A 15,755-nucleotide genomic window follows, 5' to 3' on the forward strand; every position below is an offset into this window, starting at 1 on the left:
GAACACGCGATGGCACTTACTGCGTCGGTCAAGGACGAACTGTCCCGGCTGGACATCAAGAAATCTTCGGTCCGCAAAGCGGAGGTTTCTGCAATGCTGCGCTTCGCCGGCGGACTGCACATCATTTCCGGCCGGATCGTTATTGAGGCTGAGGTCGACCTCGCCTCCACGGCACGACGTCTGCGTGCCGCAATTGCCGAGGTCTACGGCCACCAAAGCGAGATCATCGTCGTTTCAGGTGGCGGCTTGCGGCGCGGAAGCCGATACGTGGTCCGCGTTGTACGCGATGGGGAAGCCCTGGCGCGCCAGACAGGCCTGTTGGATGGCCGTGGGCGTCCGGTGCGCGGACTCCCGTCGGTGGTGGTCAACGGCTCTGCCGCTGACGCCGAAGCCGTATGGCGTGGAGCTTTCCTTGCCCACGGTTCCCTCACCGAACCGGGGCGTTCCTCCTCCCTTGAGGTAACCTGCCCGGGGCCGGAATCGGCACTCGCGCTGGTGGGCGCCGCCCGCCGTCTTGGGATCCAGGCAAAGGCACGTGAGGTCCGTGGGGTAGACCGTGTGGTCATCCGGGACGGTGACACCATCGCGGCCCTCCTGACGAGGATGGGTGCCCATGACGCGCTCATGGTCTGGGAGGAACGGCGCATGCGGAAGGAAGTCAGGGCCACCGCCAACCGGCTGGCCAACTTTGACGATGCCAACCTTCGCCGCTCGGCCCAGGCCGCTGTGGCAGCCGGCGCCAGGGTGGACCGTGCCCTTGAGATTCTGGGCGACGACGTCCCGGACCACCTCAAGTACGCCGGCGAACTCCGCGTAGCCCACAAGCAGGCCAGCCTGGACGAACTCGGCCGCCTTGCCGACCCACCCATGACCAAGGACGCGATTGCGGGCCGTATCCGCCGGCTCCTGGCCATGGCTGACAAGCGCGCCATGGACCTCGGAATTCCCGGGACTGAGGCAAATGTGACTCCCGAAATGATGGACGAGTAGTAAGCACCCATAGAATCGGGACAGCAGGGAGGAAATACTGTGAGGCACCCGCGGGTTGTTCCCGGGGGAGGCAAGAGCAGCTTCTTCCCCAAGGATTTCCGGTTGGCCCGCCGGCCGGATGAACATAACGAGAGTTACCAAACCGGACGCTAGTCCATTACATTGGAGGATTTCGTGACAGAGTACGTTCTGCCCGAGCTCGGCTACGACTACGCAGCACTCGAGCCGCACATTTCGGCGAAGATCATGGAGCTGCACCACAGCAAGCACCACGCGGCCTATGTTGCAGGCGCCAACAACGCCCTCGCCCAGCTCGCCGAAGCCCGCGACAAGGGTGACTTCGCCAACATCAACCGCCTCTCCAAGGACCTCGCGTTCCACACCGGCGGCCACATCAACCACTCCGTGTTCTGGAACAACATCTCCCCGGATGGCGGCGACAAGCCCGAAGGCGAACTGGCCGCCGCCATCGACGACGCTTTCGGCTCGTTCGATGCTTTCCGCGCACAGTTCACCGCAGCAGCTCTCGGACTCCAGGGCTCCGGCTGGGCCTTCCTGGCTTACGAGCCCATTGGTGGAAACCTGGTCATCGAGCAGCTCTACGATCAGCAGGGCAACGTAGCTGTCGGCACCACCCCGCTGCTGATGCTGGACATGTGGGAGCACGCTTTCTACCTGGACTACGTCAACGTCAAGGCTGACTACGTCAAGGCGTTCTGGAACATCGCCAACTGGGCCGACGTCGCCAAGCGTTTTGAAGCAGCCCGTACCAACGCAACGGGCCTTATCGTCCTGTAGTTGGTGAGTTCCGGTTCACGCGGATGTAACAAAAGTCACTTTTTGCGTGAATTGGGCCGAAATGCTGAAAAGCCTGCCTCCGCAGTTGCGGGGGCAGGCTTAGTTAAACGTAAGATGGATCACGGAAGGCGGTTAGCCTTCAGCAACGTGGCTGGTCGCCCTCCGATCTGATAATCACCTCTGCCCAACGACGTGCGGGGTCTGTTAGTTGGAAATATTTGATCCGACTCACTAGGCGTGCTTGCAAGAGCACCAAGGAGATTGACACATAGTGACCACCCGTATTGGTATCAACGGCTTCGGCCGCATCGGCCGTAACTACTTCCGCGCAGCACTGGCCCAGGGCGCTGACCTTGAGATCGTTGCAGTCAACGACCTCACCAGCCCTGAGACCCTCGCCCACCTCCTGAAGTACGACTCCGTCGGTGGACGCCTCACCCAGACCGTGGAAGTTGTCGATGGAAACCTGGTAGTCGACGGCAAGTCCATCAAGGTCCTTGCAGAGCGCGATCCCGCCAACCTCCCCTGGGGCGACCTCGGCGTGGACATCGTGATCGAATCCACCGGTTTCTTCACCAAGGCCGCAGCAGCCCAGAAGCACATCGACGCCGGCGCCAAGAAGGTCCTCATCTCCGCTCCTGCCAGCGATGAAGACATCACCATCGTCATGGGTGTCAACCAGGATCTCTACGATCCCGCAGCGCACAACATCATCTCCAACGCCTCCTGCACCACCAACTGCCTCGGCCCGCTGGCCAAGGTAGTCAACGACGCCTTCGGTATCGAGCGTGGCCTCATGACCACGGTCCACGCCTACACGGCTGACCAGAACCTGCAGGACGGGCCCCACGGCGACCTCCGCCGTGCACGCGCGGCAGCCATCAACATGGTTCCCACCTCCACCGGTGCAGCCAAGGCCATCGGCCTGGTCCTTCCGGAGCTCAAGGGCAAGCTCGACGGTTACGCCATCCGCGTTCCCGTCCCCACCGGCTCCGCCACGGACCTCACGGTTACCGTTTCCCGCGAGGTCACGGTTGAGGAAGTCAACGCAGCCGTCAAGGCCGCGGCCGAGTCCGAGCAGTGGGCCGGCATCCTCACCTACACCGACGCGCCGATCGTCTCCTCCGACATCGTTGGGGACCCCGCGTCGTCCATCTTTGACTCGGGCCTGACCAAGGTCATCGGCAACCAGGTCAAGGTTGTTTCCTGGTATGACAACGAGTGGGGTTACTCCAACCGCCTCGTAGACCTCACGGAGCTCGTTGCATCCAAGCTGGGCTAGGGTAGACACATGACATCTCACACCCTCAACGAACTCATCGCTGAAGGTGTCCGCGGGCGGTACATTCTGGTCAGAAGTGACCTGAATGTGCCGCTCGACGGCTCTACAGTGACCGACGACGGCCGCATCAAGGCCTCCCTCCCGGTCCTCAAGAAGCTCTCGGACGCCGGTGCCCGTGTGCTCGTAACAGCCCACCTCGGACGCCCCAAGGGCGCACCCGAAGAAAAGTACTCATTGAGGCCCGCTGTCGAGCGCCTCGCGGAACTCGCGGACTTCAAGGTCCAGCTTGCTGCGGACACCGTTGGCGCCTCCGCCAAGGAACACGCTGCTGCTCTGCAGGACGGTGAAGTCCTCGTCCTGGAGAACGTCCGCTTTGATGCCAGGGAGACCAGCAAGGACGACGCCGAGCGCGGCACCTTCGCTGACGAGCTGGTTGCCCTCACGGGCAGCAACGGAGCGTACGTGGACGACGCCTTCGGAGCGGTCCACCGCAAGCACGCGAGCGTCTTCGACGTCGCAAAGCGGCTGCCCTCCTACCTTGGTGACCTTGTGCATACTGAGGTAGAGGTCCTGCGGAAGCTCACCACGGACACCCAGCGTCCCTACGTGGTGGTTCTCGGCGGCTCCAAGGTCTCCGACAAATTGGCTGTCATCGACAACCTGCTGGGCAAGGCTGACACCATTCTTGTTGGTGGAGGCATGCTGTTTACCTTCCTTGCAGCCGCAGGGCACAAGGTGGCTGGCAGCCTCCTCGAAGAAGACCAGATTCCGGTCGTCCAGGACTACCTCAAGCGTGCCGCCGACGCAGGCACATCCTTCGTGATTCCCACTGACGTGGTTGTTGCCAGCCGCTTCGCCGCGGATGCAGAGCACGAGGTCGTCAAGGCAGATGCCATCGAGGACAGCGCATTTGGCGCGTCCGGCATCGGCCTGGACATCGGACCCGAATCAGCGTCCGCTTTCGCCGCGCAAATCGAAGGCGCCAAGACCGTCTTCTGGAACGGCCCCATGGGGGTCTTCGAGTTCGAAGCGTTTGCCGATGGCACCCGTGCCATCGCGCAGGCGCTGACGGACACGGTGGCCTTCACTGTGGTCGGTGGTGGCGACTCCGCGGCAGCCGTCCGTACCCTCGGGTTCGACGATTCGCAGTTCGGCCACATCTCCACCGGTGGCGGCGCCAGCCTGGAATACCTTGAAGGCAAGGACCTTCCCGGCCTGAGCGTCCTGGACCGCTAAGCACCAACCGGCCGGCAGGACGCCAATGCGTTCTGCCGGCCGTTCAACATCCCGACGCATTCCCTTGGAGTACATGTGACTACCTCCGCCAACGGCAACTTTGTCCGCAGGCCGTTCATCGCCGGTAACTGGAAGATGAACATGGACCACGTGCAAGGCATCACCTTGCTGCAGAAGCTCGCCTGGACCTTGTCCGACGCGAACCACGACTACACCCGTGTCGAGGTTGCCGTGTTCCCGCCGTTCACCGACCTCCGTGGTGTCCAGACGCTGGTCCAGGGTGACGAGCTCGATGTCGTTTATGGTGGACAGGATCTGTCCCAGTTCGACTCGGGAGCCTACACCGGCGACATCTCCGGCCAGTTCCTTAACAAGCTCGGCTGCTCCTACGTCCTGGTGGGCCACAGCGAACGCCGCACCATCCACAACGAATCAGACGAGGTCCTCAACGCCAAGGTGAAGGCCGCCTTCCGTCATGAAGTCACCCCGGTCCTTTGCGTTGGGGAAGGCCTCGACATCCGGCAGGCGGGAACCCACGTGGAGCACACTCTCGCCCAGCTGCGCGCCGGAGTCGATGGACTGACTGACGAACAGGCCGCTGAACTCGTGGTGGCCTATGAGCCAGTCTGGGCCATCGGCACCGGTGAAGTAGCCGGCCCGGGGGACGCACAGGAAATGTGTGCGGCCATCCGCGCGGAACTCGCAGTTCTGTTCAATGACACCGTCGCCGCCAAGACGCGCTTGCTCTACGGAGGGTCCGTCAAAGCCAACAACGCGGCCGCTATCATGGCTGAAACAGACGTAGATGGCCTTCTTGTGGGTGGCGCCAGCCTGGACCCCGCTGAATTTGCTAACATTGTCAGGTTCGAGAGCCACCTCGTCACGGACTAGTCCGGCTCCCGTTTTCCGCTTCTTCGAAAGGCCGTCGTGGACGTTCTTCAAATCATCCTGCAGATTCTGCTGGCCATCACCAGCCTTCTGCTGACGCTGCTCATACTCCTGCACAAGGGACGTGGCGGCGGTTTGTCCGACATGTTCGGTGGCGGAATGAGCTCGGGATTGAGTTCCTCCGGCGTGGCCGAGCGCAACCTGAACCGCTTCACCATCATTCTTGGTATTACATGGGGCGTTGTCATCATCGGGTTGGGACTCATCATGCGCTTCAGCTCCGGCGGCGACTCCTAGTCTCCGCAGGGCGGGGAGGTTCCCTTACGGGAGCCTCCCCATTTTTATGTTCCGATCGCACCCAACAACCAGTGCCGCCGTCGGGCCCCCAGCATTAGACTGACCCTGTTGGCTGCAAAGCCTCCAGGGCCGTGACGGCCGACCACTGAGTCGTTAGGGGTTCAAAGATGGTTCATGGCACGCCTGGTTATCGGGGCACCCGTGTAGGAGTGGCCCAAGGATCCGAGGCAAGAAATCACAGTGACCACGGCCAGGGCGATCAGCTGCCGCGTATTCGCGTTCCCTATTGGTGTTCAAAGGGCCACGAAACGCGGCTTGTTTTTCTTAAGCTTCCCGACGAACAGATACCGCAAACCTGGGACTGCCCCAAGTGCGGGATGCAGGCATCGCGGGATCCCGGCCGCCCTGCTGCTCCTCGGGCGGATGAAGAGCTCTTCAAGTCCCATCTGGACTACGTTAAAGAAAGACGCTCCAGCCAAGACGCCGAAGCTGTCCTGGCCGGAGCGTTGGAGCGGTTACGCGCCCGCGGGATCCTTTCGGACCAGTTGCTGGGGGACACGTGAGGCCGCATTTTCGTCGATGAGCCACAAAGTTCTGGAGCGGCCCACAGGGCCAGCTGCCGGAACCTGAACGGGATTGGCTCCGGCCAAGGCCAGGCCTACGGCACCAGCCTTGTCCTCGCCTGCCACCACCATCCAGATTTCCTGGGCTGTGTTGATGGCCGGCAGCGTCAAGGAAATGCGCGACGGCGGCGGCTTGGGCGAGTTTTCGACGCCAACCACTGTCCGGCTCTTCTCGCGGATCCCCGCCTGCTCCGGGAAGAGCGAAGCAACGTGCGCATCCGGCCCGACACCGAGCAACAGAACGTCGAACCGCGGGAGCTTTCCGGGTGTATCAGGCCGGTCGTCTGACATGTCCGCGGCGTGTTCGGCTTCCGCGGCTGCCCGGAGCTCTTCCTCGTAGGCAGCAGCAGCTTCAGCCGCGGTGGCGAACTGATCCGCTGACCCGGGTTCGTGGACCCTGGCAGGGTCCACCTGCAGGTGGGACAGCAGCGCCTGGTGGGCTTGGCGTGTGTTCCTGTCGTCGCTGTCTGCGGCTACGAACCGTTCGTCACCCCACCAGAAGTTGACCCTGGACCAGTCCACGGCTGGAGCTGCGGCAGAGTCGGCCACGGCTTTGAGTGTGCCGATGCCCACCGTTCCGCCTGTGAGGACCACCGTGGCCTCGCCGTGCTTGTCCTGGACATCCACCAGTTTGGTGATGAGCCTGGCCGCAATGGCGGCCATCAGCACCTTTGAGTCGGGGTGGATGCTTACTCTTGGGTCAGCGTGCACTGGTTTGGACTCTCCTCTGGCTGGTAAGTGGCAGTCCCATAGTAATCACTTCTCCGAAGACTTCGTCCGGATCGAGCCGGCGGAGTTCCTCGGCGAGGCAATCCTTGAGGCTGCGGCGGGGGAGGGTGATGCGCTGTGCCGGCTGGCCAGGCTGGGTCAGCTCCGCCACGGACAAACCGGGACGGAACAGTTGGACATCACCGCTGGCCCTGGTAAGCCTCACTCGGCGGATGCCTGTGCCTGCGGGGTCGGCAACGATCGTAACCGGTGCCTGCAAAGCCATGCTCAACCATGCCGCCAGCAGCAGCGTGCTGGGGGAGTCGGAGGCGCCTTCGACGGCGATGGCGGATACGGGATCGCCGTCCATCTGGTCGAAGACAGCGGCCAGCTGCATGCGCCAGTTGGTCAGGCGGGTCCACGCGAGGTCCGTATCGCCTGCCTTGTAGGTGGCGCGGATGTTCTCCAGGGCCAGGCGGGGATCGGGTTCGTTGGCGGAGTCCGTGATCCGTCGGTGGGCGATGCGTCCGATCGAGGTTTCGCAGGCGCTCTCCGGGGCTCCGTGCGGCCACCAGGCCACGATCGGGGCATCCGGCAGGAGCAGTGCCGCTACCAACGATTCGCTTTCGTGGGCCATATGGCCATGGCCGCGGAGCACGATGACCTCTGAGGCCCCGGCGTCACCACCGACCCGGATTTGCGCGTCAAGGCGGTCCGGGCCCTCAACGCCGGCGTCCGCGAGGACGATGATCCGGCAGGGGTGCTCACGGCTGGCCTCGTTGGCCGCTTCGATGGCTTCTTCTTCCAGCCCGGACTTGGTCACCACCACGAGGGTCAGGACCCGGCCCAAAGCGATCACGCCGCCCTGCTCGCGCAGGGACATGATTTTCTTGGAGATCTTGGAAGTCGTGGTGTTGGGAAGATCTACGATCATGGCCTTCTCCAGGTTCGTCCGTCACGGGCCAGCAGGGCATCGGCCGACGCCGGTCCCCAACTGCCGGGTGCATACGGTTGCGGTTGTTCATCAAGTCCGGCCCAGTAGTCCTCGAACGGGTCCAGGATCTTCCAGGACAGCTCGACTTCCTGGTGCCGGGGGAACAGCGGCGGCTCGCCCAGGAGCACGTCAAGGATAAGACGCTCATACGCTTCGGGGCTGGACTCCGTGAAGGAGTGACCGTAACCGAAGTCCATGGTTACATCACGGACTTCCATCTGGGTACCGGGGACCTTGGAGCCGAAACGGATCGTGGCACCCTCATCAGGCTGGACACGGATCACCACGGCGTTCTGACCAAAATCGTCCTCGCCATGGTCCCGGAAGAGCAGGTTCGGTGCACGCTTGAAGACCACGGCAATCTCGGTCACGCGGCGGCCCAATCGCTTGCCGGCGCGAAGATAGAACGGAACACCGTTCCAACGGCGGGTATTGATGTCCACGCGGATGGCAGCATAGGTCTCGGTCTTCGAATCCGCCGGGATGCCTTCTTCGTCCAGGTAGCCCAGGACTTCCTCGCCGCCTTGCCAACCCCCGGTGAACTGACCACGTGCCGAGTGCGTGGACAGGTCATCGGGCAGCTTGACCGCAGCCAGGACCTTTTCCTTCTCAGCGCGCAGGTCATCGGCGTTGAACGAGATCGGCTCCTCCATTGCCGTCAAGGCAAGAAGCTGCAACAGGTGGTTCTGGATGACATCGCGGGCAGCACCCACGCCGTCGTAATAGCCTGCCCGACCACCGGTACCGATGTCCTCGGCCATGGTGATCTGTACGTGGTCCACATAGTTGGCGTTCCAGAGCGGCTCGAACAACTGGTTCGCAAAGCGAAGAGCCAGGATGTTCTGGACCGTCTCCTTGCCCAAGTAGTGGTCAATCCTGAACACAGCGTCCGGCGGGAACACCGACTCCACGATGTCGTTGAGCTGGCGCGCGGACTCGAGGTCGTGCCCGAACGGCTTCTCGATCACCACACGCCGCCACTGGCCAGGCTGGGCCTGCGCCAGACCATGCTTGGACAGCTGCCGGCACACCTGCTCGAAGGCCTTCGGGGGGATGGACAAGTAGAAACCATGATTACCACGCGTGCCGCGGGTTTCATCCAGCTCATCAAGCACGTCGCCAAGACGCTCGAAAGCGTCGTCGTCGTCGAACTCGCCCTGGACGAAACGGATCCCGGAAGCGAGCTGCTCCCAGACCGCTTCATCAAACTTGGTCCGCGCGTGCGCTTTGACATTTTCCTTGACCTCGGCCGCGAAGTCCGCGTTGTCCCAATCGCGGCGCCCGAAACCGACCAAGGCAAAGCTCGGCGGCAACAAACCACGATTGGCCAGGTCATAGACCGCAGGCATGAGTTTCTTACGGGCAAGGTCGCCGGTGACTCCGAAGAACACCAACGAGGACGGCCCTGCAATGCGGTTCAGGCGGCGGTCCCGCGGATCCCTCAAAGGATTCCGCAGGGCCCCGTTCTTCCTGCCGTTTTCAGTTTCTGGCATGTTTGTCTAAGTGCCTTAGCTTTCGAGTGTGCTGGCCTTGCCGGCCAACGCAGCGACGACTTCCTGAAGCTGAGCTACGCCTGCAGCGCGCTCGGTGAGGTGAAGGCGCAGCACCGGGCGTCCGTGGCCTTCGAGGACCTGTGCGTCACCGGATGCCTGGGCAGCGATGAGCTGCCCGAAGGTGAACGGACGCTCGGGAATCTCAAGGTCGGTCGATGACGCCGCAGTGATCTGCAGGAACACGCCAATGGCGGGGCCACCCTTGTGGAACTGCCCGGTGGAGTGCAGGAACCTCGGACCCCAGCCAAAGGTGACCGGACGCCCGCTGACTGCTGCGAGTTCTTCGCGGATCCCTTCAAGGGGGGCGTGGGAGATTCGGTCAAGGTATGCCTGGACGCTGAGGTAGCCGTCGGTGCCAAGCTGGCCCAGCAGAGCTTGGACAGCTTCAGTCACCGAGGCAGCGGAACCGAGCCAGTCGCCACCACGAACCTCTACGGCACCGTCGGTGAACGCCGCAGGAGTGGGTTCCGGGCGGGCGTCCAGCAAACCTCTGGCTGCAACCTTGGCAGCTTCGACGTCGGGCTGGTCGAAGGGATTGATGCCCAGGAGGCGTCCCGCAACTGCGGTAGCGAACTCCCAGAGGAACATCTGCGATGGCAGGCCGCCGGCAACGGCGACTTCATTTTCGCGCAGTTCGACGTCGGAATCCGCACCAACCAGCCGGACGACCAGGACATCGTCAGCCCCTCCGAGGGCTTCGGGGGAGTCCGGACCTGCGACGACCGGAAGGACGCCGGTGCCGAGCTTGCCCGTCGACTCGGCGATGAGCTGCTCAGCCCAGTCCGCGAAACCAACGATTCCGGAACCGTCCTCCGCTATGACGATTTTGTTCCGGAGCGGGCTTGTACCGCCGAGGGCGATGCCCAAGGCCAGACCGATGTTGTCCGTTGAATCGTCGTTCAGGATTTCTGCTGCTTCTTCGGCCTCATCGAGGAAGGCCTGAATGTCCACCCCGGCAAGCCCGCTCGGGACAAGGCCGAAGGCCGTCAGTGCCGAAAAGCGGCCGCCAACGTTGGGATCAGCGTTGAAAACGGCGCGGTAGCCGGCCTCGCGGGAGGCCTTGTCCAGCGGCGAACCGGGGTCGGTGACGATGATGATGCGGCTCTTGGCATCGATACCGGCGTCGTTGAACGCCTTTTCGAAAACGCGTCGCTGCGAGTCTGTCTCCACGGTGGAACCGGATTTGGAGGAAACAACGATGGCCGTTTCAGCCAAGCGGTCAGCCAAAGCGGCGCTGACTTGATCGGGGTCCGTACTGTCCAGCACAGTCAGCTCGACGCCAGCAGTCCCGGCAATGACCTCCGGGGCCAAGGAGGACCCACCCATGCCGCAGAGGACAATGCGTGAGACGCCTTCGGAACGGAGGGCATCACGAAGTTTCAGGATGTCCGCAACCAGCGGTTGGGAGACCGTAGCGGCCTCCACCCAGCCGAGGCGGATTGCCGACTCGGACTCGGCCTCGGGACCCCACAAGGTGTGGTCCTTTGCGAAGATGCGGGTAGCGATCCTGTCTTCGACCAGGTTGTCGATGTGCTTGGCGATGGCCTGCTGCGCAGCACCGCTGGCGTCGTAGCTGAGTGTGCTCATGGTGGGTTAGGAAGCCTTCCGTGCGGTGGCGAGGGCGCCTTCGACGTCGGCGAGGAGTTCCTTCCAGGAAGCAACGAACTTCTCAAGGCCTTCGGTCTCAAGGAGCTTCACGACGTCGTTGTAGGAGACGCCGAGTGCCTCAAGGGCGTTGAGGGTCTCGTTTGCTTCGTCGTACGTACCGGTAATGGTGTCACCGGTGACCACGCCGTGGTCGAACGTCGCGTCAAGGGTCTTCTCCGGCATGGTGTTGACCACGCCAGCGGCAACGAGCTCGGTGACGTACAGCGTGTCGGGGTAAGCCGGATCCTTGACACCGGTGGAGGCCCACAGCGGACGCTGGGGGAGTGCGCCGGCCTCGGCCAGCACTGCCCAGCGCTCGGTGGAGAAGAGTTCTTCGTAGACCTGGTAGGCCAAGCGGGCGTTGGCAACGCCCGCCTTGCCCTTGAGCGCCTTGGCCTCTTCGCTTCCAATGGCATCGAGGCGCTTGTCGATCTCGGTGTCAACGCGGGAGACGAAGAACGAAGCTACGGAGTGGATCTTGGAGAGGTCGTGGCCGTTCTCCTTGGCCTGCTCCAAGCCTGACTGGAAGGCATTGATGACCGCACGGTAGCGCTCCAGGGAGAAGATCAGCGTCACGTTGACGCTGATGCCTTCCGCCAGCGTGGCCGTAATGGCTTCGAGGCCCTCGAGGGTAGCGGGGATCTTGATGTGGACGTTGTCCTTGTTGACCTTCGCGTAGAGGTTCTTGGCCTCGGCGATGGTGCCCTCGGTGTCCCAGGCGAGGCGGGGGTCCACCTCGATGGAAACGCGGCCATCCACACCGTTGGTGGCTGCGGCGACCGGTGCGAAGAGATCGCAGGCGTCGGCAACGTCCGTGGTGGTGATTTCGAAGATGGTCTCTTCGACACTGGCACCGGCTGCGGCCTTGGCTGCGATGGTTGCGTCGTAGTCCGTGCCGGCCGTGATGGCGGCGTGGAAGATCGACGGGTTGGTGGTAACGCCAACGACGTTCTTCTCGTCGATGAGCTTCTGCAGGGTGCCCGTTTCCAGGCGCGTGCGGGAGAGGTCGTCGAGCCAGATCGAAACGCCGGCGTCGGAGAGTTGCTGCGTGGGAGTTGTAGACATGTGATTTCTCCTGTTGTGAGGTATCAGGCTGTTACGCGGTGGCGTCTGCGAGGGAGTCCTTGGCGGCGGCCGCAACGGCTTCGGCGGTGATGCCGAATTCGTTGAAGAGCCGCTTGTAGTCTGCCGAGGCGCCGAAGTGCTCGAGGGAGATGGAACGGCCGGCGTCGCCCACGAATTCACGCCACCCCAGAGCCAGGCCGGCTTCCACGGAAACGCGGGCCTTCACTGCTGCGGGCAGGACGGATTCGCGGTAGGCCTCGTCCTGCTTCTTGAACCATTCAACGCACGGCATGGAAACAACGCGGGCAGCGATGCCTTCGGCCTGCAGTGCTTCGCGGGCTGCTACAGCGAGCTGGACTTCGGAGCCGGTGCCGATCAGGATGACCTGCGCGTCAACGGTTTCGCCGTCCTTGGAGGCTTCGGCCAGGACGTAGCCGCCCTTGGCCACACCGGCGGTGGATGCGAAGGTGTCGCCGGTGGCGTCGCCTTCACCGCGGGCGTAGGTGGGAATGTTCTGACGGGTCAGCACGATACCGGCGGGGTTCTCGTGGTTCTCCAGCATGGTCTTCCACGCTGCAGCGACCTCGTTCGCGTCGCCGGGGCGGACGACGTCCAGGCCCGGAATGGCCCGCAAGGAAGCGAGCTGCTCCACGGGCTGGTGGGTCGGGCCGTCTTCACCAAGGCCGATGGAATCGTGCGTCCAAACGTACAGCGACGGAACACCCATCAGTGCGCCAAGGCGGATGGCGGGGCGCTGGTAGTCGCTGAAGATCAGGAACGTGCCGGAGAACGCACGGGTCCGGCCGTGCAGGGAAATTCCGTTCACGATCGACGCCGCTGCGTGCTCACGGATACCGAAGTGCAGGACACGACCGTACGGGTTGCCCTTCCAGGCGTCCGTCGAACGTGACGTCGGAATGAACGACGGCGAGTCCTCGATGGTGGTGTTGTTCGACTCGGCCAGGTCCGCCGAACCGCCCCACAGTTCGGGAAGAACAGGACCGATCGCGTTCAGGACCTTGCCGGAGGCTGCGCGGGTGGAGACGTCCTTGCCTGCTTCGAAGACCGGAAGTGCGGCGTCAAGCTCGGCCGGCAACTTCTTTGCTTCCACACGCTCCAGCAGGGCTGCTGCCTCCGGGTTGGCGGACTGCCAGGCCTCGAAGGACTCCTGCCACGCGGCGCGTGACTCGGCTCCGCGGTCAAGGACCTTGCGGGCGTGGGCCAGAACGTCTTCGTCCACGTCGAAAGACTTCGCGGGGTCGAAGCCGAGCACCGTCTTCAGCGCGGCAACTTCCTCGGCGCCGAGGGCCGAACCGTGGATCTTGCCGGTGTTCTGCTTCTTCGGGGCCGGGTAACCGATGATGGTGCGCAGGGAAATGATCGAGGGCTTGTCCGTCTCGGCCTTGGCTGCGAGCAGTGCCGAGTACAGTTCCTGGACGTCTTCGACATAGTCACCGGTCTTGGTCCAGTCAACGCGCTGGGTGTGCCAACCGTAGGCCTCGTACCGCTTCAGGACGTCCTCGGTGAACGCGATGTCGGTGTCGTCTTCGATGGAGATGTGGTTCTCGTCGTAGATCACTACGAGGTTGCCCAGTTCCTGGTGCCCGGCCAGCGAGGAGGCTTCGGAGGTGACGCCTTCCTGAAGGTCGCCGTCGGAGGCGATGACCCAGATGGTGTGGTCGAACGGCGACTCGCCGGCGGGAGCATCGGCGTCGAACAGGCCACGCTGGCGGCGCTGCGAGTACGCGAACCCGACCGCGGATGCCAGGCCCTGGCCCAGCGGGCCGGTAGTGATTTCCACACCAGCGGTGTGCTTGTACTCCGGGTGGCCCGGGGTCAGCGAACCCCAGGTACGCAGCGCTTCAAGGTCCTTCAGCTCCAGGCCGTAGCCGGAGAGGAACAACTGGATGTAAAGGGTCAGCGAGGTGTGACCAGGGGACAGGATGAACCGGTCACGACCAAGCCAGTCCGGGTTCTTCGGATCATGGCGCATCAGCTTCTGGAACAGCAAGTATGCTGCCGGAGCCAAGCTCATCGCCGTACCAGGGTGGCCGTTACCGACCTTCTCCACGGCGTCGGCAGCCAACACGCGAACGGTGTCAACAGCCTTCTTGTCCAGATCGGTCCAAGACAGTTCTTGCTCTTCCAAATGTGGCACGAAAACCGAGCCCCTCTCTGTGCTGACGGCAGGCGTATGGACACGGCACGCAGGAAGCACAGGATGGCGCCCGCTGCAATGTGTCTACCAGCCGTTCACCATTGAAACGTTGATCTCTCATCCAGACCCACGGATATCCGAGAATACGGTTTCCCGGATGATCAACGTGTGCTGTTCTGGTCAACAGCTTAGCCCCAAACGTGTCGTGGAACTCAGGGAATCCCACTAACTGGACAGAAATTCCCTTATATGAATCACGATTGCCTCCGTCGGCAGTGAAGATTCGGAAACATTGGCGTTTTTTGGGGACATCGGGCCACTTCCGTCCACGGTATGATATTTGGAGGCCACCAGCGGTTCATGGGCCCGCGTTTGCTTCAACGACCGGGACGAACATCCGCTGCGAGAACCCCAGAGCATAGAACAGAGTGACTGCCGCCGTGAGCACAACTGATACGCCCGTGAACGCCTCCCCGGCCCGGGGGAGCATCGGAACTTCCCGTAAGCTGAAGGCGTATCTGGCACTGACCAAACCCCGCGTGATCGAGCTCCTCCTGGTCAGCACTCTCCCCACCATGATCTTCGCCCAGCGCGGCTTTCCCTCCATCGGACTCATCCTCGCGACCCTCGTCGGTGGAGCGTTCGCAGCGGGCAGCGCCGGCGTCTTTAACTGTTACATCGACCGCGACATCGACAAACTGATGCACCGCACGGAAAAGCGCCCCTTGGTGACAGGTGAAGTAACACCGCGCGAAGCCCTCGTGTTCGCTTGGATCCTGGGTGCCGCGTCCATCGCCATCCTGTGGTTCGGCGCCAACCCGCTGTCGGCATGGCTCGGCCTGGGTGCCATTGTGTTCTACGTGGTCATCTACACGATGATCCTCAAGCGCCGCACGGCACAGAACATCGTGTGGGGCGGCGCCGCCGGCTGCTTCCCTGTGCTCATTGCATGGGCTGCGGTGACCAACACTGTTGAGTGGCCCGCGATCGTCCTGTTCATGGTGATCTTCCTCTGGACGCCCCCGCACTATTGGCCGCTGTCCATGCGCTACGGCGAGGACTACCGCAACGCCAACGTTCCCATGCTCGGAGCCATCGCCGGCGCCAAGGTGGTTTCGGTGCAGGTGGTCCTGTACGCCTGGGCCATGGTCGCCTGCTCACTGCTGATGATTCCGGTCGGTGGGGCCGGTTGGGTCTACACCATCGTCGCGGTTGCTGCCGGTGCATGGTTCCTCTACGAAAGCCACGCCCTTTACAAGCGGGCCCAGGGTGGCGACGTCTCCAACAAGGGAGCCATGAAGGTCTTCCACGGCTCCATCAGCTACCTCACACTGCTCTTCATCGCGTTGGCCGTGGATCCGTTCATCGGCTCGCCGCTTATCGGCGGCTGACCCCGGCGTTCACAAGCGCAGTAACATCCGACGACGTCGGCACTCACTCGGGTGCCGACGTCGTTCCGTTTACCCACCCTCGCTCACATCCCTACCGCTTGGACCCGCCCCTCAATCACATCCCT

14 protein-coding genes are annotated in these 15,755 nt (G+C 62.9%); 8 read left to right on the top strand and 6 right to left on the bottom strand.

Features of this window, described 5'->3' with window-relative positions; translation table 11 throughout:
* The first annotated feature begins 9 nt into the window (after positions 1-9).
* From whiA to ACFVSI_RS02920, 7 genes are all read left to right on the top strand, one after another.
* Positions 10-990 carry a DNA-binding protein WhiA gene (gene whiA / locus ACFVSI_RS02890; protein ID WP_159699763.1) on the top strand — a complete coding sequence of 327 codons (981 nt, stop codon included), beginning with the start codon at positions 10-12 and terminating at the stop codon, positions 988-990.
* A gap of 174 nt (positions 991-1,164) precedes the next feature.
* Complete coding sequence (locus ACFVSI_RS02895) at positions 1,165-1,788, top strand: superoxide dismutase (RefSeq protein WP_144658766.1); 624 nt, start codon at positions 1,165-1,167, stop codon at positions 1,786-1,788.
* Between the two features lie 271 nt (positions 1,789-2,059).
* The gene (gene gap / locus ACFVSI_RS02900; protein WP_144658767.1) at positions 2,060-3,070 is read left to right on the top strand and encodes a type I glyceraldehyde-3-phosphate dehydrogenase; all 1,011 of its coding nucleotides are present in this window, start codon (positions 2,060-2,062) and stop codon (positions 3,068-3,070) included.
* Between the two features lie 9 nt (positions 3,071-3,079).
* Positions 3,080-4,306 (top strand): phosphoglycerate kinase, encoded by a 1,227-nt coding sequence (locus tag ACFVSI_RS02905; RefSeq protein ID WP_387819648.1) that lies wholly within the window; start codon positions 3,080-3,082, stop codon positions 4,304-4,306.
* Between the two features lie 75 nt (positions 4,307-4,381).
* Positions 4,382-5,197, top strand: coding sequence for a triose-phosphate isomerase (gene tpiA, locus ACFVSI_RS02910; protein ID WP_387819649.1), 816 nt, complete (start codon positions 4,382-4,384; stop codon positions 5,195-5,197).
* Between the two features lie 36 nt (positions 5,198-5,233).
* A complete protein-coding gene (secG, locus tag ACFVSI_RS02915; protein ID WP_144658770.1) occupies positions 5,234-5,491 on the top strand; it encodes a preprotein translocase subunit SecG in 258 nt (85 codons plus the stop codon).
* Between the two features lie 167 nt (positions 5,492-5,658).
* A complete protein-coding gene (locus ACFVSI_RS02920) occupies positions 5,659-6,054 on the top strand; it encodes an RNA polymerase-binding protein RbpA (RefSeq protein WP_387819651.1) in 396 nt (131 codons plus the stop codon).
* On the opposite strand, the gene pgl is transcribed toward ACFVSI_RS02920, so the two are convergent.
* Genes pgl through tkt form a run of 6 tightly spaced genes read right to left on the bottom strand, consistent with a single transcriptional unit; the run spans position 6,007 to position 14,239 of the window.
* Complete coding sequence (pgl, locus tag ACFVSI_RS02925) at positions 6,007-6,825, bottom strand: 6-phosphogluconolactonase (RefSeq protein WP_387819652.1); 819 nt, start codon at positions 6,823-6,825, stop codon at positions 6,007-6,009. The genes ACFVSI_RS02920 and pgl overlap by 48 nt on opposite strands.
* Positions 6,815-7,756, bottom strand: coding sequence for a glucose-6-phosphate dehydrogenase assembly protein OpcA (locus ACFVSI_RS02930; RefSeq protein ID WP_144658773.1), 942 nt, complete (start codon positions 7,754-7,756; stop codon positions 6,815-6,817). The genes pgl and ACFVSI_RS02930 overlap by 11 nt, the downstream gene beginning before the upstream one ends.
* Positions 7,753-9,309, bottom strand: coding sequence for a glucose-6-phosphate dehydrogenase (zwf, locus tag ACFVSI_RS02935; protein ID WP_274257833.1), 1,557 nt, complete (start codon positions 9,307-9,309; stop codon positions 7,753-7,755). Before zwf ends, ACFVSI_RS02930 begins: the two co-directional genes overlap by 4 nt.
* Positions 9,310-9,324: 15 nt before the next feature.
* Positions 9,325-10,956: a glucose-6-phosphate isomerase gene (locus tag ACFVSI_RS02940; RefSeq protein ID WP_387819655.1), complete on the bottom strand. Its 1,632-nt coding sequence runs from the start codon at positions 10,954-10,956 to the stop codon at positions 9,325-9,327.
* Positions 10,957-10,962: 6 nt separating this feature from the next.
* Positions 10,963-12,081: a transaldolase gene (gene tal, locus ACFVSI_RS02945; RefSeq protein ID WP_144658776.1), complete on the bottom strand. Its 1,119-nt coding sequence runs from the start codon at positions 12,079-12,081 to the stop codon at positions 10,963-10,965.
* A gap of 31 nt (positions 12,082-12,112) precedes the next feature.
* On the bottom strand, positions 12,113-14,239 hold the full coding sequence (tkt, locus tag ACFVSI_RS02950; protein WP_387819656.1) for a transketolase: 2,127 nt from the start codon (positions 14,237-14,239) through the stop codon (positions 12,113-12,115).
* Positions 14,240-14,667: 428 nt separating this feature from the next.
* On the opposite strand from tkt, the gene ACFVSI_RS02955 reads away from it, so the two are divergent.
* Positions 14,668-15,630 carry a heme o synthase gene (locus ACFVSI_RS02955; RefSeq protein WP_387819658.1) on the top strand — a complete coding sequence of 321 codons (963 nt, stop codon included), beginning with the start codon at positions 14,668-14,670 and terminating at the stop codon, positions 15,628-15,630.
* Positions 15,631-15,755: the final 125 nt, after the last annotated feature.

Origin of the sequence: Paenarthrobacter sp. NPDC057981, from assembly GCF_042886835.1 — a bacterium.
Classification (GTDB): Bacteria; Actinomycetota; Actinomycetes; order Actinomycetales; family Micrococcaceae; genus Arthrobacter.